Below are 23,964 nucleotides of genomic sequence, written 5' to 3' on the forward strand. Positions count from 1 at the left end.
TGTACCTGGGGCTGGTCCTGCGTCTGGGGCTGAGCCTGCTCCTGCGGCTGAGCCTGTGCCTGGTCCTGCGCCTGGGGCTGGCCCTGCTCTTGCGGCTGAGCCTGTACCTGGGGCTGGTCCTGCGTCTGGGGCTGAGCCTGCTCCTGCGGCTGAGCCTGTGCCTGGTCCTGCACCTGGGGCTGGCCCTGCTCTTGCGGCTGAGCCTGCGTCTGCGGCTGGTCCTGCACCTGCGGCTGAGCCTGTACCTGGGGCTGGTCCTGCGTCTGCGGCTGAGCCTGTACCTGGGGCTGAGCCTGTACCTGGGGCTGGTCCTGCACCTGCGGCTGAGCCTGCACCTGCGGCTGCTTCTGCTCCAGTGCCTGGCCCTGCTCCTGCGGCTGGGGGTAGTAACCGCCCCCGAAGGCCGTGGCGCTGACGGACGAGTTGGCGACGGCGGAGACCGGTACGGATGCGCCGTCGGTACCGTCGGCGAAGCTGATGCCGGCGCCGAGGGCGGACAACCCCGCGATGGCCGCCGCTACGACCATGGCGCGCTGAAGCTTGAACATTGATGACCCTTTCCCTGATCCGGGCATACCGCCCGGAATGACCACTTGTCGTAAACGTAAGCACGCTGGATGTGATCAATCGGGCATTTGAACCCCATGTCGCGCCGGAGCCCCGTATGAGGTAAAGCGCAGATGGGGCCGTATGGCGGGGTTCGGCCGTCGTGCTCCTCAGGGGAGGAGGCCGGGCAGTTCCCGCTTCTCGTCATTCGACCGAGGTGCTCCGGACGTGGCAGGCGAACAGGTCACCTTGGGGCCGATCTGTGTCGCGCCGTTGCCCGTAGGTGCGGGCAGCGTCACGGCCTGCACCGGCATGCAGGTCTCCTGGTGCGGAATGGTGCCGCGCCCGGAGCTCTCGCCTTCGATGTGCTGCACGCAGATGACGTCCCCCTGGGGGGTCCGAGTGCAAGATGCCGGGTCTCCCGCGGCGTATGCGTGCGTGATGCCCGTGGACGCCACGGCGAGCCCGCCGATGAGCCCCGAGAGGGCCGCGATCTTTTTCCTGCTGAACATAGGATGCGTGTCCTTAGTACGGGCGCCCCGGGCGCCGCTCCCTCACGATCGGTCGCGCCACGGGCGTGGTCTGCGACACTGAGCCTTTTCCAACTTTCCGCGCCGGCCGGACAGTTGGCCTGACAGGCGGATGAAGCTGCTGATGGTGGTGAACGTCCAGGGCGTGGCCGACCCGAAAGGCCGTCTCCGGGCTTCACCGGCCCTGGCCGGCGCCGTCACGGTGCTGGGGTGGCGCGTGAGCACCGCGTCGTCGACGCCCTCGCCGAGGCCGGCGTCACCTGACCGGTCGGACGCGGGCCGCCGTGGTGCGGGCGGCTCGGTCCGTCTCCCCTTGCCGCGGTCGACGGGGCGCCCTCTCGGCCGGCCGACGGGCCGTCAACCGGTCCCGTGCGAGGCCCGGGCGCTGGTCGAACGGGCCGTCGCCACCCTCGGGTCCCGGCTTGCCTCTTCGTGAGCTCCGCTGCTCGACGACCGGGGCCACCGGCCTCGTCCGAGCGGTCCTCGCTCTCCGTCCGGCCGGCTCGCGCTGAGGTCGAGGCGGCCGGCTGCCGGCATTCGATCCCTTCGGGTTGACCCGAAGGGATCCCGTACCGACTGTCGCGATGATGACGTCGCTGACCTCAGCCGGTGAAGGCGCGGTTGTGCTGGCCGCAGGTGGTGTCCAGGGTCTGACCGAGACCGAGCACTCCGATCGGGATGTCGTTCTCCAGCACCGTCTGCGGGCTGCACTCCTGGTAGGGGCGGTAGACGTCCAGCGCCCGCGGTCCGTTGTCATGGGTGTCGGCGACAGCCGTTCCGGCACCGATGGCGGACAGGCCACCGGCCGCCACTGCTGCTGCGATCACGACCTGCTGAAACTTACGCATGGAACCCTCGGTTCTCCATTGCTTACACGTGATAGCTAGTTGCCTAGCGTGACGCGACGAACACTAGCAGTAGCCAAGAGTGGTCGGCGCACGGAGCCGTAGGTGCTCTGCGGGGGAGCCGGACGGGCGTGGACGCCAACTGGCGCTGCAGAAAGGCGCGTTGCTGTTCGGTATGCGATAGGGGTGCACCGCGGACGAGGCCCCGGAACACACACCGTCGCGTCAACCCGATTACCTGGAGAGAGAGTTAGGGCCTACAGACTGTTGACTCGTTGTTCTGATTTTTTGGTGTCGGGGTGATGCCGGGGCGGGGACTGCCGAACGAGCGGTGCGGCGGGGGACGGTTGGGGTTGCCGACGGGCCGCGAGAGCCGGCCCGGGTGACCGCGGCGAGCGGCACGGCCGCGGTGACGAGCGGCGTCACGCCATCGGCTCGCGCACATCCACCAGCGTGCCGTCCGCGTGCGCGATCAGGCTCTTCGGGTCCATCGGGAAGACGCTGAACGGGGTGCCCGCCGAGGCCCACACCGTGTCGTGGCCGAGCAGCGAACGGTCCACCAGGACACGGGTCTTCGTCCGGTGTCCGAAGGGCGGTACGGCGCCGGGTCCGTATCCGGTCGACTCCCGTACGAGCTGGGCCCCGGCCCGGGTCAGCTTCGCGGCGCCCAGCTCCCGCCGCACGAGTTCCATGCCGACGTGCGCCGAGCCGTCCAGCAGCACCAGCACCGGGACCCCGTCCGCCGCGAAGAACAGCGACTTGCAGATCTGGCTCGGCTCGCAGCCGATCGCCGCGGCGGCCTCGGCGGTGGTGCGGGCCGTGTCGGGAAAGCGCCGGACCCGGCCGATCACCTCGTCGAGACCCAGCTCCCGCAGGGCCTCGGCGAACCGGGGGTCGGTGTCGTTGTCGTTCACGACGGGGGGAGGGCCCTCGGCGGCGTTCTCATCGGTGGCGTTCATGCAGGGCACGCTAGCGGTCCGTGTACGGTCCACGCGACCGGGCCCCGGCAGGCCGTCGCGGCTCTCGGCTCAGTCCCACCAGAAACGCCAGAGCGGGGCGTCGACGAGGGACGCCGCATAGCGCGGGAACGGCGTCGGAGGGTCGTTGACGATGTTGTCGGCCGTGGTCAGAAGGTGTTCGAGGGCGACATGCGTCGCCTGCCGCTCGTCGCGCGGCGGGCTCGCGACGGAGACGTACAGCGTGGCTCCGATCGCGGCGACGACGCGCGCCCCGAACCGGTCCTCCCAGCTGCGCAGCAGCGCGCAGAACAGGGGGAGGGGGGCCTCGGCGCGCCAGCCGATGACGGCGGGGACGTCGGCACTCCGCCCGGCCTTCACGAGGCCGAGCGAGGTTCCTGCCTCACCCTCGCGGAGGAGGCGGGCGACGGCAGCCCGCGCGGCCTCGTCCGGGTCGGCGCCCGAGCCGGGGAAGGTGGCGGGGGCCAGTCCGGGCCAGCGGTCGTACGGAGCGCCGGGGTCGTCCTCCCAGGGCTCGATGTCCTCGGGGCAGTCCATCGGCTCGGGCGGCGCCGCGAGCCAGGCGAGCCGGCGGCGACGGTACTCGCGCCACCCCTCTTCCAGTTCGGCTTCGAGGTCGACGGCGGCTATGTCGGCGAGGTCGAGCGAGTGGGGGTGGTCGTCATCCCCGTAGCAGAGGATCGGCCTGAGGCCGGTCGTGTCCTGCTGTCGCTGGGCGCGGGTCCACGCGTCCAGCGGGTCGTGCGGGAGCCGGTCGGAGCACCACATGACCGGTGAGCCGGCGGGCACGCCGCGCCCGGACGGCAGGCCTTCGGGAAGCGGGAACGTCATGCGCGGAGCCTAGAAGGCCCCACTGACATCGCCCGCGCTTCCCTGCTTCCCCTTTGTTCAGGGGGAGTTGCCCCCACCGGTGGGTGGGGTGCGCGGGCGTCAGCCGGCCGAGCCGGCCTTCAGGAGGGCCGCCACGATCGGGCCCGCCGTGCTGCCGCCGTGGCCGCCCTGCTGGACGACGCCGGCTCCCGCCAGGTCGCCCTTCCAGGCCGTGAACCAGCCGTTGGGCTGCTTCTGGTTGTCGACCTCGGCGGAGCCGGTCTTGGCGCCGAAGTCGGGGCCGAGTCCGGCCATGGCCTCGGCGGCGGTGCCGGCGGTGGCCGTGTACTGCATGACCTCGCGCAGTTCGGCGAGCGTGGCCGCGGACATGGTGCGCGACGCGGTGGCGAGCGTGCGGTGGTCGACCGACGGGGAGACCAGGTAGGGCTGGTGGAAGGTGCCGGACTTGACCGTGGAGGCGACGGACGCCATGTTCAGCGGGTTCATGCGGACCCCGCCCTGGCCCATCAGGGAGGCGGCCATCTGCGCGGCGCTCTGCACCGGCACCGAGCCGTCCACCGAGGGCACGCCGATGGCCCAGTTGTTCATGCTCAGGCCGAAGACCTGCTGGGCCTGCTTGGTCAGGTCGTCGTCCTTCAGCTTCTTGGCCTGGGTGATGAAGGCCGTGTTGCAGGACCGCGCGAAGCTCGCCTTGAACGTGCCGTTCTTGATCTCGAAGTCGTCGTCGTTGTGGAACTTCCACCCGCCGTACGTCGCCGTCTTCGGGCAGGGGTGCTTCTTGTCGGGGGAGGCGAGCCCCTTCTCGAAGAGCATCGACGCCGTGATGACCTTCATCGTGGAACCGGGCGCGAGCGAGCCCTGGAAGGCGGTGTTGAAGCCGTGGTTGGTGTTCGCGACGGCGAGGATCTCGCCGGTGGAGGGGCGCATCAGGACCACCGACGCCTTGGGCTTGGCGGCCACCAGGCTTTCGGCCTTCGCCTGGAGGGTCGGGCTGAGGGTCGTCTGCACCTTGCCCGGCGTGCCCGCGCTGAGCGTCAGCAGGGTCTTGTCGGGGGTCTTCTGGGCGCCCTTGGCGGCGGCCTTGCGGACCACGCGCAGTTCGATGCCCGCCTTGCCCCCGGCCGTCCTGCCGAACTTCTCGCGCAGCCCGTCGAGGACGGTGCCGAGGGAGGGGTACTTGGCGGCGGTCAGCTCTCCGCCGTGGCGGTCGAGGGCGGTGATCGGCGGTGTCCCGGACGCGCCGGTCACCAGCCGGTCGCCGTCCTGGAGGTCGGGTTGGACGACGGAGGGCTTCCAGCCGACGAGCGCCACGCCGTCCTTGGCCCGGCGGACGACTTTCAGCTTCGAGGTGTACGTCAGCGGCTTGGTGAGGCCCTTGTAGGTGACGGTGGCCTTGACGGTGAAGGGGACGTCGGCGCCCGACCACGTGCCCGGGGTCAGGGTCAGGCCGCTGATGTGGGCGTCCTTGGTGAAGCCGGTCAGCACGGTCGTGGCGGCGGACGGGGCGTCGGTCGACGCGGCCGCCCGGGTGACATTGCCGCTCTGCCAGGCGGTCAGGAAGGCGGTGGACGCCATTCTGATCTCGGCCGCCGTCACCGGGCCCTTCTTGACGGCCTTGCGGGTGGTGGCGGTGATCCCGTCGTCGGCGGCCGCCCCGCTGCCGTAGAGGCTGTAGGCGCCCAGCGCCCCGCCGACGACGGCCACGGCGATCACCCCGCCGAGTACGGCGGGCTGCTTCGTCTTCCGTCGCTCGGCGACGCGCCTTCTCTTGCCCACAGCCTTGAGTCCTCCGCCGTCCCCTGGTGCCCCGTGGTGACCTGTGATGCCCCCGTGTCCCTCGCTCCTCAACGAGAGACACCACCCTAGGGTCCCGTCCTGTGCGGAGCGACGTCAGCCGCCTGTTCGTAGCACAGCTGCGACGATCGGGCCCGCCGCCTGCCCTCCGTGACCGCCCTCCTGGGTCATGGCGGCGGCCGCCATGTCGTTGCGGTATCCGGTGAACCAGCTGTTGGACTTGGCCTGGCCGTCGACCTCGGCGGAGCCGGTCTTGGCCCCGATGCTGCCACCGAGCCCCGCCATCACCTGGGCCGCGGTGCCGCTGACGGCCGTGCGGTTCATCATCGCGCGCAGTTGGGCGACCGTACCGGCGGACAGTCCCTTCGCGGTGGCCAGTTCGCGGTTGTCGAGGGTGCGCGGCACGATGACCGGCTGCCGGAAGACGCCCGTCATCGCGGTGGCCGTCACCGACGCCATGTTCAGCGGGTTCATCTGGACCTGGCCCTGACCGATCATGTTGGCCGCCGTGTCCGGGCCGCCGGAGGCGGGCACCGAGCCGTCGAAGGACTCGATGCCGGTCTTCCAGTTGTTCTGCCCGAGTCCGAAGCGCTGCTGGGCCTCGTTGGTCAGGGAGTCGACCTTCACCGAGTCCGCGTAGTTCACGAACGCGGTGTTGCACGAGCGCGCGAAGCTGTCGGAGAGCGTGGCGTTCTCCTGCGGCTGCATGCCCGCGAGGTTGTGGAAGGTCTGGCTCTGCCAGACGCCGGTGGCCGTGCAGGGCGCGGGCCCGTTGGCCGTCGTGATGCCGTTGTCGATGAGGGTCGCCGCACTGATGATCTTCATCGTGGAGCCGGGCGCGAGTTTGCCGAGGAAGGCCGCGTTGAAGCCGTCCGCGCGGTGGTTGGCGACGGCGAGCACCTCTCCGGTGCTGGGCTTCACCGCCACCACGGAGGACTCGGCGTACTGGGTGACCGCCTTCTCGGCGGCGGCCTGCGCGTTCGCGCTGAGGGTCGTACGGACCTTGCCCGCCCGTCCCTTGGCGAGGGTGACCAGGGTCGTGTCGCCACCGGTGCCCTCGGCGCCGTGCCGGATCGACAGCTCGATGCCGGGCGTGCCGCCCGCCGTGTCGCCGTACTTCTCCCGGAGCGCGTCCAGGATCGGTCCCAGGGACGGGTACTTCTCCTTCGTCAGGACAACGTTGTTCCGGTCGACGGCCTCGATCGCCGGGCTCGCCGACTCGCCCGTGACCAGCGTGTCCCCGTCCTTCAGTTCCGGGTGGACGACGGAGGGCTTCCAGTCGACCAGTGCCTTGCCGGTGGTCTCGCCGCGGACGACGGTCAGTTCGGAGTCGTACGCGAGCGGCTTGCTCTTCCCGTCGTACGACACCGTGGCCTTGACGGAGAACGGCACCTTCGCCCCGGACGCGGTGCCCGGAGTGATCTTCACGTCGGTCAGGTGCGCGTCGTCGTGGTAGCCGGCGAGCAGCCCCTCGGCGGCCGACGCGTAGTTCGTGTACCCGGCCGCCTTCGCCGCGTCGCCCTTCTCCCAGGCCGCGAAGAACGCGCGGCTGGCCTCCTTGACCTCGGCGCCGCTCGGCGGCCCGGTCCTCACCGGGGCGGGCCCGTCGGCTCCCGTGCCGCCGTCCCCGCTGATCGCCGTCACCACGTTGTAGGCGCCGTACCCGGCGCCGCCCACCATCACCGCGAACACACTGCCTATGACGGCAGCCCTGGCCCCCTTGCGCATCGCGCGAATCCCTCCCCGCGAACCCTCCTCCGAACTTCTGAACGCGTTCAGAAAAGCCGGTCCACTCCGCACTGTAGGGGTGGACGGGACTCGTGGTGCGGACCTTCGCCGAATTGTTGCCCAAAGCATCGGGGCGTATCCGTGAACAAGGTTCACGGATACGCCCCGACGCTTCTTTTCGGCCAGTGGGGTCGGTCTAGACCCAGGTATCCAGCCACATACGTGACCGCCACTGTTCGATCGGGATCGCCGTGCCCGTGTACAAGGGCCAGAAATAGATGAAGTTGGCGCGATGGAGCGTTATGGAGCCCTGAGCAGGGCGTTTTGGCTCCGCCCGTAGTGCCGCAAGCCATCTGGGCCGCCCCTGGGCCGTGATCGTGAGAACCAGACGCTGGTTGTGTTGGCCAGGTGCGGCATTCTGCGCCGGCATCGGAGTGTAGGCCGCGTGGCGGTTCTACCAGCCGGTCAGGTCGACGAGGAGATCGCAGTGTGGGTCGTCCAGCGCCGGCCGCCGGTGCTGCTCCTCCTCGACGAGGGACGGCAGTGAAGCGATGAGCGCTGTGGCCGGCGTCTCGGCCAGCCGGATGTCGGCGCCGATGATGCCGGGCTGGTCGGTGCGCTGCACGTACAGACGCAACAACCCGTCGCCGTGCATCAGGAACCCGATCAGGAAGGGGTTCTCGTCCTCACCGGGATTCGAGAGGGCGTGCACGACGGTGAGCGCCCTGCCCTGTTCGGGCTCTGGGTCCGGAGTGATCTCCTCCGGCCGAAGGCGGATGAGGGTCATCCCCATGGCTTCGCCGACGTCGTCGTTGCTGTAGAGCTGGGGCCCGGTGAGGACGGCACGCAGCAGGCCGGGGATGTCGTACGGAGTCACCGTGTCGTTGGGGACCTCGTAGAGGAAGTCCCGGCCGCTCTCGTCCTTCCCGGCGCGGACGGCGATACGTACAGCGCCGGGGGCGGGCAGGACGCCACGCAGGCGGCAGTACTCGACGAGCGGAGCGTTCAGGAAGTACAGCAGGCGGCGGGTGATATCCGCCTGCTGTTCCCGGTCTTCAGGATCGGTCACGGATGCATCCAAGCGGGGCACTTGTTGTTCGGCTGATTACGGCAGAAAGCATTGATGACGCCGATCTTCTGTCCCCTGCCGGCGTCGTACAACCCGTCCGTCGTCTTTCTCGTGTACTGAACGATGACGGTGAACTTGACCTGCCTCTGCCGCCCAGGAGCACCAGTTTCCAAGGCAACCCCGTCGTACTCCAGGCGGCCGTGATGGTTGTCCCGGTCGACATTGCCGTGAAGGGCTGCGGCCAGCGTAGAGCACTTTTTGATGTTGTGACGGTGGGTGAAGTGGTTCCAGCCGAAGCTGGAATTGCCGAATCGGGTGACGATGTGACGGCCGTCGGGATCGGTCGTGTTGCAGTGCACCCGGCTGTCCCACGGGTGCGGTACGACCGGGCCCGGTCGGGCCTGCGCGGACGGCGCCGCGCCGGACAGTAGAGTCGCGGTGGTCAGGGCAATGGCCGCTAACGCCGTGATCTTCTTCATGGTGATGATCACATCACGGCCTGAGTGCCACTAACAGGCACCCTTGAGACGAACTGGTGTTCCATATTGGCCATATGGCATACCGAGGAGCGTATCGCTCCTGTTTCGAATCCTAATTTGAGTCCGGCACCGACTGGCGTATTCAGGTGGAGGGGGGCGCCGTACGGTGGTCTTTCTTGAAGGAGAATGGATCACTCCGGATAGGTCGCTGCTTGCTTGAGGCCGTCATGTCTTGAGGTAGTAGATGTTGTCGACGGCCTTACGGGTGCGTCCTTCACTGCTCGGCATGAGATGCGTATAGGTCCGAAGCGTGAACCCTGGATCGCTGTGACCGAGATATGAGCTCAGGGCCCGGATGTTCTCACCCGCGTCCAGTAGGACAGACGCGTAGAAGTGCCTGAGAGCGTGCATACCGTCCTCAGGTGCTGACGCGTACCGTTCACCCGCTTTTCGCGCCGGGATGACGCCTGCGGCGGCTAGAGCGGGCTTCCAGCGGTGATCGTTGAAGTGACTCACCCGGACGTGTCCTCCCTCGACTCCGCTGAAGATGAGCCGCTTGGTCACGAAGGGGCCGTCAGGTGTGCGCCACGGAAGCGTCACGTCGATCGGTTCGAACTCCTTCAGATGACCCCGCAGCACGCTAGCAACGGACTTGGGCAGCGGCACGTCGCGAGTCTTGCCACCCTTCGGCAGCGCGAACACGTACTTTCCCCGAATGCGCTTGAGTTGATGGCCCACGGTCAGCCAGCCGCCCTCGTAGTCGAGTTCATCGACTGCGAGGCCGAAGATCTCACCTTGCCGGAGTCCGCAACCCGCCCCGACGTCCACGGCAGCCTGGAAGCGGTGGGGGAGACCGGAGCGCACTGCGAAGACCTGTACCGGCGTCCACGGGTCGACGCGCGGTTTACCCGGCTTGGGGAGTGTGACCGAGCGGGCGCGGCAGGGGTTCTTGCTCAGTAGCCCGTCCTCGACCGCCGCGCTCAGAGCTGCGGATACGGTGCCGACGATGATGCGGCGGTGCGACTCCGCCGGCACGGTGTCCTCCAGATCGGCGATCCAGGCCCGGATGTGCTCGGGCTTGAACGAGCCGAGCGGGCGGGAACCGATGTGGGGGTATGCGTGCAGGCGGAGCCGACGTTCCGCAGCCTCACGACTGTTGATCTCGCCGGTGTGTGCCTTCACCCAGCGTTCCGCGTACTGCCGGAACGTCGTACGTGCGGTGCGCGGGTCGATGTACTGCCCGCGCGACATGTCCGCCTCGATCTGCACGAGCCACTGCTTTGCCAGCCTCAACTCCTTGTCGCGGAACGACTTGCTCTTCTCGGTTCCGTCCGGTCCGACGTACCGGGCCCGGTAGCGCAAGCCGGTGCCGTGGCGGTCGGTCTTGGCGCGGATGGTCTTGCCGTCGGAGTTGGTCTCGGTCTTGAACCAGCGGTCTTGGATGTGGCCGGCCATGTGGCGGTCATCCTCTCAACACGCAGCAGGGAGAGCCGCTGGTTAGCGGCTCTCCCTGCTGTCTATGGTGGCTGTTGGGCTAGGCGGCGTCTTGGTCGGTGCTCTTGCGTTCGGCCACATGGGCGAGCACGTCGGCGGGGTCGTAACGGATGTGCTTGCCGATGCGGAATCCGGGCGGGCCGACGCGCTTCTTACGCCACTGGTAGACGGTCTCTTTGGGCACTTCGAAGATCTCGGCGATGTCCTCGGGGGTGAGGTACCGATCGGGTAAGCCGCCACGGAGAGTGGCGCGGGGGTCGGGTTGAGCGGAACGGGTTCGGCTCATGGAGTCCTCGACAGTCGAGTCACGGTTCTGTTGGCTTCGGGATGTGTCGGGAGCCTGCGTGTGTCCGAGGTTCGGATTTCTGCGTCATTGCGTCATCAGCGTCATTCAGGCTTCTGACCTGAGTCTTTGCGTGACGCAGTGGCTAGGGCGTGCGTCATCGCAGCGTCATGGGCTGCGTCATCGGGTGACGCAGATGACGCAGGATGACGCAGAGTCCGCCGTCTGCGTCATGGCCGTAGTCGCAGGTCAGGTGCCGTTTTCTGGCTCGCATGACGCAGATGACGCAGCGTTTTCCCTCTTAGGACAAAAGAGGGGGTGGTGTCTGTTGCGGTGCGGTGCCGCTTCAAGCGCGAAGAAGGAGCCGCTGCGCGGCGCGACCGTCGGGCGGCGTTCGCCGAACAGCAAGAAGAGCACGCCATCCGCCGGGGCCGGTGCTCTTCTTGCTTGTCCGGGCGAGAGTGCGGATCGCTGGTCAGAACACCCGCGCTTGCTCGTGCGGGGATGAGGTGACCGTGTGGGTCATTTCCAGGTAGCGGCCCTCGCTGGTGCGGCCGGTGTCGATGAGGACACCGCGTGCGGCCAGGGTGGGTTGGAGGCGCTTGAGCCGGTCGGAGAGGACTTTGCCGGTGGTCGGCCACCCCTTGGGTAGGGCGCGCAGTTCCTCGCCGCTGTAGAGGAGGCCGAGGCAGTGCAGCCACTCGGTGGAGGTCATCCGCTGCGCGCTGCCCGGCTCGATGGTCTCGGCGTGCCGCAGGACGGTCTGGGCGAGGAGGTCGCCCTCGATCACGTCGTCGTTCAGGTCGTCCAGACTGGCCCGGTACGCGGGAAGCGCTCCGAGGCCGGTCGCGGCGTCGAGCTGCGCGCACAGGCGGGCGAAGTCCGCCATGCGCAGATCCGTGGGCGTCTCCGCCGCAACGGCGCGGACCTTGACGGTGAGGTCCAGGAGCGAGCCGAGGACGACGGGCAAGGCCTGTTCGTACTCCGCCCACAGTTCCGCCTCGGTGCGCCGTACCCGGGGCCGCTCCAGGCGCAGGGGCAGGAGCCGTTCGGCGAGGTCGGGGCGGATGACGCCGACGTCGATGCCGGTCAGGAGCAGGGGCCGGCGGTAGCCGACGCGGAAGACGTCGCCGTCGGTGAACAGGGCCCGCTTGACGTTCTCGATCCCGGTGACGATGCAGCACATGGCGTCGGACAGTTCCGGGGTCAGGTGGGAGAGGTTGTCCAGGGCGGTGATCCATCCGGCGGCCACGGCCGCGATCAGGTTCTCCTCGTCCTTAGGCGCCCGGCGCAGGTCACCGCTCATGCCCTCAACGATCCGGACGAGCATCCGCCCGCCCGTGGACTTGCCCGCGCCCTGCGGCCCGGTGAGGAACGGCGCGGGCACGGGTACGGACGGTTCCAGGCAGCCGAGGAGCCAGGCGATGGCCAGGCATTCGGTCTCCGCGGTGGCGAAGTTGCACAGCCGCATGAGCAGGTCGATGCCCTTGCCGTCGGTGTCCTTTGTCGGCACGGGGAGTTCGCCGGTGAGCTGCGTCCGGCGCCAGCACACCTCGCGCGGGTCCGGGGTGAGCACGTCCCAGCCGGTGGGGTGGATGCGGACGGACTGCCCGTCGTCACGCCCCAGGTCCAGCCACGTCGCCCCGTCGATCCCGGGGGCTACGCGGATGTGCACGGCCTGGACGTCCTCGGTCAGTGCGAGTGCTTCGATCAAATCCAGTGCTTCCTTGAGCGCGGTCCCGTTGAACACGCCGATCCCGTCCTTGAACAGGCCGACCATGAGTTCCTGCCGGTGGCTGCCCGTGGTGCCCTGCGAGCGGATCGGGCGGGCCACGGGGTGCCCGTTGCGCTGCGCGTACACGGTCCCGTCGGCAGTGCGGAAGTACCGGAAGTGGGCTTGGGCGTAGTCGGTGATGATCTCGCGGGCGGGAGTCTTGTCGTCCTCAGACATGGCTAAGTCCCAACCTGGTCAGGGCGTTGGTCCACGCGTCCGCGCAGTGCCGGGCGGTCTCACCCTTGGCCTGAGCGGCGTTGAACAGCCGAGCGGTGTGCGCGTCGGTGAGGCAGCCGCACCGGCCGTGCGTGGACAGCACGGCGAGGAACGTCCGGTAGACGGTCGCGTGCACCGCCTGCCGGGCCCCCGTGATGCGCTGCTCTGCCATGGCGATGCCCCGGTCCAGATAGGCCGGTGTGCGGTGCGGGCACCGGCCCCGCTGGCCGCTCAAGGGCACTGAGAGCGCCTGTGGCGCCCTGCGGGCCGCAGGCGGCTCCTTTGCTGCCAGCGCCCTTACAACGTCCGGGAGAGCGGCTGCGGCGCCCTCGCCGGGTCCGAGCCAACGGGCGTACGCCATAAGGGACTTGATGTCGACGCCGGGCCGGACCGCGTTGGCGGACGGCATGGTGCCTCGGTAGATCCAGTGCTCGCCCCGGGTCGTCGGCACGGTCCGGGTGGCGGGAAGGGTCTCGCGGGCCCACGCGATGGCGTCCGTGTTGTCGAGGTCGACCACGGTCACCCCGGCGCCGCCGGGGTGGTAGGCGAGCGTCGCAGCGCTGCGCCACGCCGGCGCCCACGCCGGGGAGCCGATGACGCCGGGGTCCGTGGTGGCGGCAGCCCAGCCGTGGCACGGGTACGGGCAGAGGCACGGTCCGGGGGTCCGCATGTTCGGCCGGCCGCCACACGCGTTCCGCGCGCAGACCGGGCAGTTCCCGAACGGCAGCTTCCCCCGGCGCAGCGGCAGGGCGGGTACGCCCTGCGCCGCGAGGCTGAGAGCGGCGTCCACGTGCTCGCTCACGCGGCCACCGCCTTGGCGCGCAGGCTGTAGCGGGCGTGGGTGCCAGTCCAGCGGGCGTAGGCGGGCGGGATGCACTCGCGGATGCCGTCGCGGTTCATCCACGGGACGCTCATGACGTGGCGAGCGTGGTCGACGCCGGAGAAGTTGCCGACGAACTGCCCGTAGTGGCCGGGCGGGATCGGGCGGCCCATCTTCGCCTGCGGAACGGTGTGTGCGGGGTGGTGGGGCTGCGGGAGGGTGAAGCCGCCGCCAGTCTCGAAGAACCGGTGTCGGTAGGTGGCCAGGTGGAACATCGGCCCGCACAGCATCACCGGGTCACGCAGCTTGGGTACCGCCCCGCCCACGTTCTCGATCACCCACGGCCGCCCCGTCGATTCGAGAGCGGCCCGGGTCGGGCTGATCAGGTCAGGGTGGGCGTTGCCCTGGATCCGCTGGCAGTCGCTGTCGAACTGGCACGGCGGCGAGGCGTGGATGAAATCGAACTCCGCGCCGTGGGCAAGGACGTAGGCGATGGCGTCGGCCTGGACGAACGGGTACGGGTAGCGCGGCTGCGGGGCGATGTCGACTCCGGTCACGTCGAACCCGGCGTCGGCGTAGCCCTTGCCGGCGCCGCCCTGGCAGCAGAACAGATCCAGTAAGCGGGGCCGTCGGCCGCGCACTCGCCGGATGCGGGTGGGTTGCGTCATGCTGGATGTCTCCAGTTCCTTAGGTGGGTTGCTGGTGTGCAAGGGCGGCCCCGGACTTTGGCGAGACGGGGGCCGCCCTCAGTAGATGAAGGCTTCGACCTGCTTAGCGAGCACTCAACTTGGCTTTTCAAGCGGCGTGATGTGCCCTACCGCGACCTCAAGGCCGTCTAGATGCGGTGCGGCGGACCTCGTACTCTGCGCACATGGAGTGGGGGACTCTCGGCGTTGCGGCAGTGGGTGCGTTCTTTGGAATCGGGGCGACGGTCATCACCGACGCCCTTCGCTCGCGGCGGGAGAAGGATCAACGATGGGCCGACACCAAGCGGCTCGTCTATGCGCGCTTTCTGACCGCGCTGGCCCAAGCGCACAGCCGCATGGTCATCGTCGTCGCGCGGGGGGAAGCCGACGGCGTACGTCGACAGGCGGTCCACGATGCGTTTCATCTGGATCCGCAGCACTCCGACGCGAAATCCGTGCTCAGGGAGTTGGGTTTGGTTGCGCCGGATCATGTCTATCGCGTTGCCCTGCCGCTCTACGAGCAACTACGCAGGGTCCGCGACACACTCGCTTCGGAAGTGATGAGCATCGAGACACCCGAATACAGACAGGTCACGATCCCGTTCTTTCAGCAGATGGAGGCTCTCCAGCGGCTGATGCGGGATGATCTGCGACCGTCCTCTCGGCGCAGCGGTGGTACAGGACTTGAGCCGGGACGCTCTACGCCCCATGGCTAGCTGTAGAAGCGGTTGCGTTTGATCACGGCCTTGCGGATGTTGACCGTCGTCCCGCCCTTGGGGCCGGACGCGCTGAAAATCTGTACGGCGATCCATCCGCCGAAGATGACGGCGGCCAGGGTGATCAGTTGGGTGATGAGCGCGGTCAGTGCCGCGATGAACGTCGTCAGGACCAACAGGCCACCGCATACCGCGGCGAATCCGATGCCGCCGAGGGCGATGTTCACGGCCGTGCGGGATACGGCGGGCTTGGCCGCGAGTGGTTCCGGCTGGGCGGGGTTGATGGCGTATCCGGTAACGACCCGCCCGTCGGGCAGGACGATGCTCGCCACCGTCGGGACGCTGCCCGGCTGCACCGGTATGAGGGGTGCCGGCGTCGCGACGGCCGGGGCGAGTGGAACGGGTTGGTGGACTTCCACGGCAGTCACGGGCTGGCTGTTGGTGGGGTGCTCGGGGTACATGCGGAATCCCTTCCGATGCTCGGTCAGGGAGGCGGAGCCACCCCCTTGCGGGGTGGCTGTAGAGGGGGTTTTCGGGGTCTGACCTGGACTGCCTCCCTGACTTCCTGCACGATCATTCACACAGGTCAGGGCCAGGGAGGCAGGTCAGGGAGGCGGTCAGGGAGTTCTCCCTGCCTCCCTGACCCGGGCAGGGTCGGCTCCCTGTCATCCGTCGACGGAAGCGGAACCGTCCGCGTCGCGGTTGGCGAGGGCGCGGGTGAGGCGGTCGCGGCTGACGACCATGACGCCGTCGGACTTGTAGGGCTCCGCGCCGGCGTCGTCCAACACGCGCTTGAGGTCCAGGAACGACCAGCCGCCGTAGGCGTCCGCGTTCAGCGTCGCGAGCCGCGTGAGCACGTCCTTCGTCCGGACGCGCGGAGCGTCCCCGACCGCGTTGGCGATGTCGGCGAGCGGGTCACGGTCCTCGCCGCGGTCGATGACGGTGAGGGTGGTGACTCCGTCGCGCAGGGCCTTGGCGCGGTCGATGATGGCTTCGGCCGCGTCGTCGTCCACGTAGTGCGTGCGCACGGTGATGGACGACTGGCCCTTGGGGATGTCGATGCCGGACGACGCGACCACGAGCGTTCCCTGATCCAGCCCGGGGCGCAGCAGGTTCGGCGCCGCGCCGCCGTCAACCGCCTTGTCCCCCAGCGCCATCCGGGCCTGCGACTCGGTTCCCAGCGCGAGGGAGGCGCGGGTGTGGGCGCCCTCGCGGACCAGCTTGGGCAGGTTCTGATCGGTCGGGTCCTGGGTGCCCTGCCACATCAGCACGTTCACGGCACGGCCCTGGTTGTGGATCTTGCGGACGGCCATGAAGTACCGGGACGTGGCCTTGGAACCGCCGTAGGGGCGGCCTTCCTCGTCCTTGACCGGGCACATGAACGCGACCTGCGCCTCATCGACCAGCACGATCAGCGCCGGGAACTGCGTTCCGGGCGGGGCCATCATGCGGCGGTTCATCTCGCCCACGGCGCCTTCGACCATCTCGGTCACCTGGATCACGTGCTCATCCGTCGGACCCTGGATCAGCGTGGTGGCGAGCCCGTCGAACATGGCCCAGTCACCGAGTCCCTTGAGGTCCCCCAGGAGGAACTGGACCGACTTGTCGAGTGCGAGCCACAGTGCGAGGGAGCGCAGGGCGACGGTCTTGCCCTGGTTCGACAGGCCCGTGATCAGAAGGTGCCGCTGATACAGGGAGAGGGCTGCTGCGTCGCCGCGCAGGTCCTGCCCCCATGGGGCGCGGCCCTTGGCGTAGTCGGCGGTCATCGTCTCGTCGGTGACCAGCGGAGACGGCCCGATCGGCTCATCCAGCGCACCCGAGTCGGCCACCCACAGCCGGACCGTGCGGGCGGCCTGCGGGATGGTGATGAACACCTCGTGCTCGTGCCGGGTCAGGTTCTCCGCGAGCTTGCGCCGACGGTTCTGCACCTCGTTCGTCGACACCCCGGACGGCAGGGTGACGTCGACCTCGACGCCGCATCCGGCGATCCGGATCGGCCCGAGCATCGACGCGCCGGCATCCCCCATCTCCTTGATCGCGTTACGGAGCGCGGGGACGCCGAGGTCACGCAGGGCCTTGACCACGATCGACGGGGTGATCGGCTCACCCTCGCCCGATCGGACGTTGTCGGGCAGGGCCCAGGCGGGTGCGGCCTGCTGCTTGCTGCCCACGGCCCATAAGGCGAGCAGAGCCAGGAACGGGCCGATGGCGAGGGCGGGGCCCCACACCACCTGAACAATGGTGATGAGCAGGTTGATGAACTCGATCGTGGCCATCAACGGGGTGACGACCTGCGTGACGTCCTTCGTCGCGATCGCCATCACGACCCCGAGCGCGACCAGCGAACCGACACCCATACCGGCACTGACAGCGACGCCCTTGGCTGCATCGAGCGGGGAGTGGAGGAGGTCCATGCGGCGGCGGTGGCGGGCCTCGCGGAAGTGTTGCCCGCGCTCCTCCCACTCCGCGGCCACCTCGTGGTTTCCGGCGGCTTCGGCGGCGCGGAACATCCGCTCGTAGCGGGATGCGGTCCGCCCGTCCCACGTCCGCTTCGCCGCGATCCTCGCCCCACCGGCCACGTAGAGGGTGTGCCGGGCGACGGCACGAGCGGTCGTCTTGGTGGTCTCGTGCGTGATGGTGGTGCGGATGGCGCGGCCGGAGCGGATCCACAGCGGGACAGGTGCGGCGGGTGCCGGGTCGGGGACCACGGTCAACGTGGTCACGGGCGCCGGGTTGGTGTCTTTGTGCAGGTGAACGACGTTCTCACTCATGGTGAAACGGACTCCTGACCACCCCAGAACGGGGTGAAAGTGAAGGGGAGGAATGCCCTGCGGGCCGGTGGCGCGGTGCGGGTCACCACCAGCCGGACGACTTCTTCGCGGCCTTGGCGCGGGCGGCCTCGGTGACGACGCGCTGACGCTCGATCTGCAACGCCGTCATCTCCGCGATCAACCGCGTCTCCGCCGACGTCGAGACCGACTCGATCCGGTTGTCCGCGCGGCCGGTGCTCTTGCCTCGCATCACCCGGTACGAGCCGCCGGCGAGAGCGGCAAGCATCTGGCGCCGCTCCGAACCGGTGAGCGGCCACAGTTCACCGCGGCGGACGGCTTCGAGCTTCCGGTTCGTCTCCCGGATCGCACGGTCAAGGCGGCGGGTGTCGGGCTTGCCCATGGTCAGACCGCCTTTCCAGCGTTGGGGGCGAGGATCAGGTGGATGTCGGCGAGCTGGACGGTCGAGCCCTGCGAGCGCAACCATGCGGCGACCTCGCGGGTGACCCGGTCCCAGCAGAAGGAGACGGGGACGGTGACGGTTCCGTGAGCGAACGCGCGGCCCTCGCCCGGCACGCTCACATACACGTGCCACGTGTATTCGATGCTGCCCGGAGCAGCGTTGGCGCTGGTCACAGCAGAACTCCAAGGGAGTGGAGGGAGGTTCAGGCGGCGCGCTGCCCATCGGGGCAGGCGCAAGGCACGCAGGCCCCGAGCGAGGACGGGATGACGTATCCCGCATCGCGCCGGCAGGACGGGCAGGTGCGGCGCGCGGCGTTGGCCTGGGCCAGCGCCGCCCACTTCGCCGCCGTCATCGGGCGGACGGACTTGGCGCAGTCGATGCGGTAGAGGTAGGCGACCAGCGGCCCGCGGCGGCGGCGCGGCCGTTCGAGCGTCGCGGCCACCGACTGTCCGCCGGGCCGCAGGCCGCGGGCCCGGAGTTGGCGGCGGGTGGCGTAGCCGTCCGGGGCCAGGCGCCACCGGAACACCGGCAGCGCGGCCATCACGCCACGCGCTTCCACGCCGCCCGCAGCCGGACTTCAGATGCGGAGTGGCCGGCGGTGCGGAATCGGGTGGCCATTTCCCGGTAGGACAGGGCAGGAACGCGGCTGGTGCGGATCTCGTCCACGACCGCGTCCAGTTCGGCATCGGTGAGCGCCGGGCCCGATTCCAGGGCAGTCAGGGGCTCGGTCGGTCCCCAGATGAGGAGCTCCCAGCGGGGTGTGACGTCGGGCGTGACGCGGTGCGTCACGCTGGTCAACGCCCTTCCGGTGTCCTCTCCCGTCCGGGCCGCTTCCAGCGTCGACCACGCGTCGGAGAGCCGTTTGGCGGTGTCGGCCTGGACCCGAGCGACGCGCGCCCCGGCCTGCGTCACGGCCGTCAACCGGGTCTCCTCCGTGCTGGCCTCCGCCCGCAGTCGAGCACGGGCGACGGCTGCTTCGTCGCGGGCTTCCTGCTGGATACCGGTGATGGCGGTCAGTGCGGCCGGGGTGAGCGCGGTCCGCTCCCACAATCCGTGGACCAACCACAGGGCCTTCGCCGCGAGCGGCAGCCACGCCACTGCAAGCCAGGCACCGGTGTTGGCTTCCGCGGTGAGGGCGTGGGCGATCAGGACTCCGGTGGCCAGCAGCCCGAACGACCAGCCGACCGCGGTCACCGCGTTCGAATGGTCGCCCTGCGCGGCGAGGCGTCGTTCGTAGGCGAGGGTGGCGAGCCATCCCCCGTCGATGCCCAGACCGACGACGAGCGCGACCGGCCACGGCATCGCCGTGCCCAGCCACATCACGACCACGGCCAAGGTGAGGACCAGAGACACCGCCGTCACGGCGACGGCGGGCAGAGCGGTCGGGCGGGCCATCACGCCACCTCCGCCGGGATCGTGCCAGCGGTGCGGTTGGTCAGCTTGGCCCGCTCCGCGAGGACCCGGGCCAGTGCCCGGCGCACCCGGCGGGTGTCGACCTCGTTCGGGGCGTGGTCCATGGCGATGATCTGCGCGTCAATCAGGTCGACGTCCGCGAGGATCGCGGGCATCTCCACCTCGATCGCGTCCAGCTCCGCATCCGTCGGCTCCATGAAGTCGGCGAACGCGGTAACAGCTTCCTGAACAGTGACGATGGGGTTCATTGGGTCGTGTTCCTCTCACGCAGGAACGGCCCGAACAGCGGCCCCGGTGTTCGAGCACCGGGGCCGCGCGCCGTTGAAGTCGGGAGATCCGGCTCCCCTCGACGCTGCTCGTACGAGACGAGCAGCGGAGGCAACCGGCCGCAGCACGAAATGCCGCGGTAAGCAGTAGTCGTGCGGTGTGTCTCCTCCGGGAACACGAGCTCCCGTTTCAGGCATATGGAGACGTGACCTTTCGGTCTCAAGCCGTCCCGAGTGACAAGGGTCGGGTCCGCCCTCGGCCCGCTCTATCCCGGGCCCCTTGACCTCGAATCGCCCCGAAGAGGGGCGCACCGCGGTCCAGCACCCGTTGTTCGGCCGAATCAACCGGCGGGCACATCCCTAAGGTTCCCTAGGGTTCCCTGCGGTGTCAAGCGGTAGGGTAGGGAACCTCAGGGAAGTGACGACAAGGAGCAAGCGACATGGCAGGCCAGGCCGACAACCGGGCGCCGTACGCGAGGATTGCCGCCCACTACACCGAGCTGATTACGTCTGGCCAGCTAGAGCCAGGAACCCTCTTGCCGAGCATCAAGAACCTCGCGGAAGAGTGGAAGGTCAGCACCGCTACAGCCGAGAAGGCCCTGCGTAAGCTGCGAAACGAGGGGCTTGTCCGAGGCATCCACGGAATCGGCACTGAAGTCCTGGACAGGCCGGCCCCGATGTCTTCGGGGTCCCAGCGACAGGACCGGGGACGTCGCACCGGGTCTAGCTGGGGGGCAGGCGAGCGATCCGACTCGCACGCGGCGGCCGTGGTGCCCGCGCCGGCCGAGGTAGCGCAAGCCCTGGACATCGAGCCGGGGTCGGATGTCGTACGCCGCAGCCGCGTGTACCGGGACCGCCACGGCATCGTGGCTCACAGCACGTCATGGATTCCCGCTCGGTACGGGAAGCTGATCCCTCAACTGGCGTCAAGCGAGCGTCTGACCGGGGGAACCTCACTCCAGCTCATCGCCCAGCTGACCGGTCACCCGATCAGCCACCGCATCGACACGGCCTCAGCCCGTCTCCTGACGCCCGAATACGCGCGACTTCTGGAACTCCCCGACAACAGTTCGTCAACCGAACCGGTCGTCGTCATGACGGCAAAATTCGTCGACAGCGAGGGCAACATCGTGGAGTACGGCGTGGACCTCGGGGGACCCGGGCGAACATGGCGCACGGAATCGGAGGTCACCCCGTGACGGTCGCGGAAGGCACGCTCGCGAGCGCGCTCGAAGACCGACCGGGAGCCCTGCTTACGGCCCACCGTGCTGGCACAATCACGCACGAAGCCGAAGCAGAGGTGGCCGCCATCTCCCGAGCGATGACGAGACCGATGTCCCCGCACTCTCCGTTCTGCGTCCTCATGGCCGGACTCCCCGGCTCCGGCAAGACCACACTTTCTCGCGCTCTCACCGATCGCGGATTCGTACGGTTGTGCCCAGACGAAGAGATGTACCGCCGCCACGGCGTGTACGGAGTCGATTTCCCCCGGGGGACGTTCCCCACCCTGGAACGGCCAGTTCTCGAAGACGTGGCGGTCGAACTCCGGGAACATCTCAAGGCAGGGCATGACGTAGTCGTTGATCACGGCTTCTGGACCCCGGAGGACCGAGCCAAGTGGCGAGCTGTCGCCACCGACGCTGGCGCCACCCCCGTTGTCGTCTACCTCGCCGCCAGTCACGACGAACTGTGGGCGAGGATCAGCAAGCGCAACGAGTTTCACGCGGACGATCCCAACGCCATCTACTTCTCCGAGAGCGACCTACAGCGGTACCGCCGCCGGTTCTTCCCTCCCGCAGCAGACGAACCTCATCTGGTGTTCGACGGCGATCCGGCAGCCGTGATTGCCGCACTGGAAGCACCTGGCCTTTGATGAGTGCCAAGAGTGCATTTCGATAGGCGACCGTCTGAATGCGAAGAAGGCTGAACTGGATCATGGCGTCCATAGAGTCACCGACTACCTATGTGCAATAAAAGAGTCCCGGCTCCGTAGAGCCGGGACCGTGCGACAGTGAGGCAAGGCGCGGTCTAACTCGCCGACGATGACAGCTCCTCCGGGGTGCGATCTTGCTGCATCCGCGAGCTTCGCAGTTGCTGTATTTCATCTAGCATTTCCTGACGACGCCTCTTTTCGTCGCCGAATGCCATGACCCTCTCGACGAATGCACCTATGAGGATCGAGAAGAATCCGATGTTTGCGGTCAGCGAAACGAATTCAGCCAGGCCGGTGTACGGCTTCCGCTCCGAGGAAGCCAGCCAGTTGATCAACGACATCTCCGCCAAGATGTGACTGAGGGCAACCAGGATCCAGAAGAAGTACAAGAAGTAAAGTGCTCGACTTCTGGATTTATTGTGATGCAGTCTCTGGCTTCTCCCTTCCCGAGCCGCTTCCAATGCTTCCTGAATCGGCCGCCTCCACTCGGCGGAGAGCCTGGTGAAAATTTGACTGAATTCAACGGATGCCACTAGTAGGACAACGGGGATTACGGTTACCATCGCCGAGGCGTATTCTTCGTTCATTTTCATGTGTATCATTTCTATCGCCATTTACTGCTCTCCCTTGCTGCTTGATCGATCATGGATTGTATATGTCGGGTCGAGTGAGTGAGTGAGTGGGGCGGTGCAGGTTCTTCAGAAGTGCGTCACTGTATGAGCGTGTTGATCGATCGGGTCGTTGAACTCAGAAGCGCCGAGCTTCCTTGGGCCGCGCGGCGCCTTGCATATGGGATCTGGCGGGCAGTTGGCATCAACGTGTACAGACGCCGAGCGACAGCTACGGAACATCGATGTCTGGCACAGGCCTCGCCGCGCCTGACCAAGATGGCGTACGGGCGTCAGCACGCGCCTACGGATCAGAAGGTTGCAGGTTGGAATCCTGCAGAGTGCACACAGGTGAGAGGCCCCGGAGCGATCCGGGGCCTCGTGCGTTTCGCAGACGCACGGCAGCTAGGTACAGCAACGGGCCCGGAGACGGGCCCATCGCGGAAGCCAAGCATGTGAGCCCAAGCCGACCGCTGGTGATGTCAGCCGGAACAGGTGTCTACGACAGAAGGCGGCGAGCCTGTTCGATCGCGTGAGCCCCTTGTTCGATCACGGCATGCGTCTCGGTCCCAAGCTGCCGAACACCTCGGGCGAGATCGAACACTCTTCCGATCGCATTGGCGATAGCTGCTAGTCGCTCTCCGAAGCCATGCCGCCCGGCTTCCTGCCTAGCCTCGGGGTTGCGTGCGAGAGCCCCCAGAAACGCATCCAGGCTCTCCTCAACGGGAGCAGCACCAGTGATGCGGATGAGGTCAAGGGTTTGAAGCAGGCGATGGAGATGGTGCAGCAGGAGAAGCTTGGCCGCATTCTCAATGCTGGATGCACGGATGTCGTCCATGAGCGAGGTCACGGACTGGATCAGTGCGTCGACCTCCTCGCGGGGAATGACAGGTTCAGGGTTGTAGCGGTGGAGGTGACGAGAGCAGGTCCCAAGAGACTGCACGGCCGCGCTGTTGGGCACGTCTCCCCCTGCAGCCAAGACTTGGAAAGCCTGCTGAAGAATGAAGCTTCGGCTGGCGACGTGGGACAGGAACGTCTCAACCTTGTCCAGGTGCTCAAGAAGGTGTTCCTTCTCCTCTTCGTCCTCATCCAGCGCATCCACGGCAGTTCGAATACTCGCCGGAAGCTCCATCAGCCGCGCCATGGCCATGTGCGCTTCCGGCGAAGACACTGACGCTTCCGGAACGAGGAGCCTGACCATTGCGTCCCACGCCACCGTGTTCGGGGGCGTTCGATGCAACTCGATGAGCAGGGTCCGCAAGCGGCCGGCCGGGTTGTCCTCGTACTCGGGCATGGTGCGAGGGTAGCTTCGCGCAACGACAGTGCCGAGAGTTCCGCTACACCGGCTCTGACGTGCAGGCGCTCTGCGCTACCACGATCGTTCCTCCGTCTCAGTTTCCGTCTCATTCACCCCCGTCCGGAGCCGTCCACGGTGGTTCACGAAACGAGCGCGAGTACGGGAATGAACGAGGCTGAACGACCATGGATCACGCTCTGACCAGCACGAACAGACCTCGAAAGCGAGGGTGGCGCAAGTCACCGGGTGCTCGAATCCCTCCGCTGCCGCCGATATGGGAAGGGGCCGACTCAATGAGTCGGCCCCTTCCCATATCTCCGTCTCGGTTGATCCCTAGTGCTCTGACCGCGAAGGTTCGCCGGGTTGGTGGTCGTGACGGTTGGATGTGCGGTGACGTCCATTCCGACCGCAGGAGCCGCCGTGGCCGA

Annotated in this window: 26 protein-coding genes and 1 pseudogene; 5 read left to right on the forward strand and 22 right to left on the reverse strand. The window is 68.0% G+C overall.

The window, feature by feature from the left end:
- A partial coding sequence (locus ACH4S8_RS22430; protein WP_398396622.1) for a hypothetical protein occupies positions 1 to 551 on the forward strand: 551 nt, incomplete at its 5' end.
- A 165-nt stretch (positions 552 to 716) separates the two neighbouring features.
- On the opposite strand, the gene ACH4S8_RS22435 is transcribed toward ACH4S8_RS22430, so the two are convergent.
- Entirely contained in the window at positions 717 to 1,058 is a 342-nt protein-coding gene (locus ACH4S8_RS22435) for a hypothetical protein (RefSeq protein ID WP_398396624.1), read from the reverse strand.
- Positions 1,059 to 1,206: 148 nt separating this feature from the next.
- On the opposite strand from ACH4S8_RS22435, the pseudogene ACH4S8_RS22440 reads away from it, so the two are divergent.
- Positions 1,207 to 1,588 (forward strand): annotated as a pseudogene (locus ACH4S8_RS22440) (IS5/IS1182 family transposase); the annotation flags it as partial.
- 90 nt (positions 1,589 to 1,678) lie between these two features.
- On the opposite strand, the gene ACH4S8_RS22445 reads toward ACH4S8_RS22440, so the two are convergent.
- The 12 genes from ACH4S8_RS22445 to ACH4S8_RS22500 form a co-directional block, all read right to left on the reverse strand.
- Positions 1,679 to 1,924 (reverse strand): hypothetical protein, encoded by a 246-nt coding sequence (locus ACH4S8_RS22445; protein WP_398396626.1) that lies wholly within the window; start codon positions 1,922 to 1,924, stop codon positions 1,679 to 1,681.
- Between the two features lie 419 nt (positions 1,925 to 2,343).
- Complete coding sequence (locus tag ACH4S8_RS22450) at positions 2,344 to 2,880, reverse strand: YbaK/EbsC family protein (protein ID WP_398396628.1); 537 nt, start codon at positions 2,878 to 2,880, stop codon at positions 2,344 to 2,346.
- Between the two features lie 69 nt (positions 2,881 to 2,949).
- Positions 2,950 to 3,729: a DUF4253 domain-containing protein gene (locus tag ACH4S8_RS22455; protein WP_398396630.1), complete on the reverse strand. Its 780-nt coding sequence runs from the start codon at positions 3,727 to 3,729 to the stop codon at positions 2,950 to 2,952.
- A gap of 99 nt (positions 3,730 to 3,828) precedes the next feature.
- Positions 3,829 to 5,505 carry a penicillin-binding transpeptidase domain-containing protein gene (locus ACH4S8_RS22460; RefSeq protein ID WP_398396633.1) on the reverse strand — a complete coding sequence of 559 codons (1,677 nt, stop codon included), beginning with the start codon at positions 5,503 to 5,505 and terminating at the stop codon, positions 3,829 to 3,831.
- Between the two features lie 114 nt (positions 5,506 to 5,619).
- Positions 5,620 to 7,251 (reverse strand): penicillin-binding transpeptidase domain-containing protein, encoded by a 1,632-nt coding sequence (locus ACH4S8_RS22465; protein WP_398396635.1) that lies wholly within the window; start codon positions 7,249 to 7,251, stop codon positions 5,620 to 5,622.
- A 454-nt stretch (positions 7,252 to 7,705) separates the two neighbouring features.
- Entirely contained in the window at positions 7,706 to 8,320 is a 615-nt protein-coding gene (locus ACH4S8_RS22470) for a hypothetical protein (RefSeq protein ID WP_398396637.1), read from the reverse strand.
- Positions 8,317 to 8,799, reverse strand: a complete 483-nt coding sequence (locus ACH4S8_RS22475; protein ID WP_398396639.1) for a hypothetical protein — start codon at positions 8,797 to 8,799, stop codon at positions 8,317 to 8,319. The genes ACH4S8_RS22470 and ACH4S8_RS22475 overlap by 4 nt, the downstream gene beginning before the upstream one ends.
- A 225-nt stretch (positions 8,800 to 9,024) precedes the next feature.
- On the reverse strand, positions 9,025 to 10,254 hold the full coding sequence (locus tag ACH4S8_RS22480) for a tyrosine-type recombinase/integrase (protein WP_398396641.1): 1,230 nt from the start codon (positions 10,252 to 10,254) through the stop codon (positions 9,025 to 9,027).
- Positions 10,255 to 10,333: 79 nt separating this feature from the next.
- The gene (locus ACH4S8_RS22485) at positions 10,334 to 10,579 is read right to left on the reverse strand and encodes a helix-turn-helix domain-containing protein (RefSeq protein WP_398396643.1); all 246 of its coding nucleotides are present in this window, start codon (positions 10,577 to 10,579) and stop codon (positions 10,334 to 10,336) included.
- 472 nt (positions 10,580 to 11,051) lie between these two features.
- Positions 11,052 to 12,527, reverse strand: coding sequence for an ATP-binding protein (locus ACH4S8_RS22490; RefSeq protein ID WP_398396646.1), 1,476 nt, complete (start codon positions 12,525 to 12,527; stop codon positions 11,052 to 11,054).
- Complete coding sequence (locus ACH4S8_RS22495) at positions 12,520 to 13,368, reverse strand: DNA primase (RefSeq protein WP_398396648.1); 849 nt, start codon at positions 13,366 to 13,368, stop codon at positions 12,520 to 12,522. The genes ACH4S8_RS22490 and ACH4S8_RS22495 overlap by 8 nt, the downstream gene beginning before the upstream one ends.
- On the reverse strand, positions 13,365 to 14,054 hold the full coding sequence (locus ACH4S8_RS22500) for an SAM-dependent methyltransferase (RefSeq protein ID WP_398396650.1): 690 nt from the start codon (positions 14,052 to 14,054) through the stop codon (positions 13,365 to 13,367). Before ACH4S8_RS22500 ends, ACH4S8_RS22495 begins: the two co-directional genes overlap by 4 nt.
- 203 nt (positions 14,055 to 14,257) lie before the next feature.
- On the opposite strand from ACH4S8_RS22500, the gene ACH4S8_RS22505 reads away from it, so the two are divergent.
- The gene (locus ACH4S8_RS22505) at positions 14,258 to 14,788 is read left to right on the forward strand and encodes a hypothetical protein (RefSeq protein WP_398396652.1); all 531 of its coding nucleotides are present in this window, start codon (positions 14,258 to 14,260) and stop codon (positions 14,786 to 14,788) included.
- Here the strand turns inward: ACH4S8_RS22505 and ACH4S8_RS22510 are convergent.
- The 7 genes from ACH4S8_RS22510 to ACH4S8_RS22540 form a co-directional block, all read right to left on the reverse strand.
- Positions 14,785 to 15,249: a hypothetical protein gene (locus ACH4S8_RS22510; protein ID WP_398396654.1), complete on the reverse strand. Its 465-nt coding sequence runs from the start codon at positions 15,247 to 15,249 to the stop codon at positions 14,785 to 14,787. The genes ACH4S8_RS22505 and ACH4S8_RS22510 overlap by 4 nt on opposite strands.
- 204 nt (positions 15,250 to 15,453) lie before the next feature.
- Complete coding sequence (locus ACH4S8_RS22515; protein ID WP_398396656.1) at positions 15,454 to 17,559, reverse strand: FtsK/SpoIIIE domain-containing protein; 2,106 nt, start codon at positions 17,557 to 17,559, stop codon at positions 15,454 to 15,456.
- Positions 17,560 to 17,641: 82 nt separating this feature from the next.
- Positions 17,642 to 17,959 carry a hypothetical protein gene (locus ACH4S8_RS22520; RefSeq protein ID WP_398396658.1) on the reverse strand — a complete coding sequence of 106 codons (318 nt, stop codon included), beginning with the start codon at positions 17,957 to 17,959 and terminating at the stop codon, positions 17,642 to 17,644.
- A gap of 2 nt (positions 17,960 to 17,961) precedes the next feature.
- Positions 17,962 to 18,192: a hypothetical protein gene (locus tag ACH4S8_RS22525; protein ID WP_398396660.1), complete on the reverse strand. Its 231-nt coding sequence runs from the start codon at positions 18,190 to 18,192 to the stop codon at positions 17,962 to 17,964.
- Positions 18,193 to 18,221: 29 nt separating this feature from the next.
- Positions 18,222 to 18,560: an RRQRL motif-containing zinc-binding protein gene (locus ACH4S8_RS22530; protein WP_398396662.1), complete on the reverse strand. Its 339-nt coding sequence runs from the start codon at positions 18,558 to 18,560 to the stop codon at positions 18,222 to 18,224.
- A complete protein-coding gene (locus ACH4S8_RS22535; protein ID WP_398396664.1) occupies positions 18,560 to 19,414 on the reverse strand; it encodes a protein spdB in 855 nt (284 codons plus the stop codon). Before ACH4S8_RS22535 ends, ACH4S8_RS22530 begins: the two co-directional genes overlap by 1 nt.
- Positions 19,414 to 19,680 (reverse strand): DUF6284 family protein, encoded by a 267-nt coding sequence (locus ACH4S8_RS22540; protein WP_398396666.1) that lies wholly within the window; start codon positions 19,678 to 19,680, stop codon positions 19,414 to 19,416. The genes ACH4S8_RS22535 and ACH4S8_RS22540 overlap by 1 nt, the downstream gene beginning before the upstream one ends.
- Positions 19,681 to 20,138: 458 nt before the next feature.
- Here ACH4S8_RS22540 and ACH4S8_RS22545 point away from each other — a divergent pair, with 458 nt between their 5' ends.
- Positions 20,139 to 20,897 (forward strand): GntR family transcriptional regulator, encoded by a 759-nt coding sequence (locus tag ACH4S8_RS22545; protein ID WP_398396668.1) that lies wholly within the window; start codon positions 20,139 to 20,141, stop codon positions 20,895 to 20,897.
- Complete coding sequence (locus ACH4S8_RS22550; RefSeq protein ID WP_398396670.1) at positions 20,867 to 21,571, forward strand: AAA family ATPase; 705 nt, start codon at positions 20,867 to 20,869, stop codon at positions 21,569 to 21,571. Before ACH4S8_RS22545 ends, ACH4S8_RS22550 begins: the two co-directional genes overlap by 31 nt.
- Before the next feature lie 155 nt (positions 21,572 to 21,726).
- Here the strand turns inward: ACH4S8_RS22550 and ACH4S8_RS22555 are convergent, their stop codons facing one another.
- Positions 21,727 to 22,218 carry a hypothetical protein gene (locus ACH4S8_RS22555; RefSeq protein WP_398396672.1) on the reverse strand — a complete coding sequence of 164 codons (492 nt, stop codon included), beginning with the start codon at positions 22,216 to 22,218 and terminating at the stop codon, positions 21,727 to 21,729.
- 520 nt (positions 22,219 to 22,738) lie between these two features.
- Entirely contained in the window at positions 22,739 to 23,533 is a 795-nt protein-coding gene (locus ACH4S8_RS22560; protein ID WP_398396674.1) for a hypothetical protein, read from the reverse strand.
- Between the last annotated feature and the right edge of the window lie 431 nt (positions 23,534 to 23,964).

The sequence above is a fragment of the Streptomyces sp. NPDC021080 genome (genome assembly GCF_044333225.1).
In the GTDB taxonomy this organism is placed as follows: domain Bacteria; phylum Actinomycetota; class Actinomycetes; order Streptomycetales; family Streptomycetaceae; genus Streptomyces.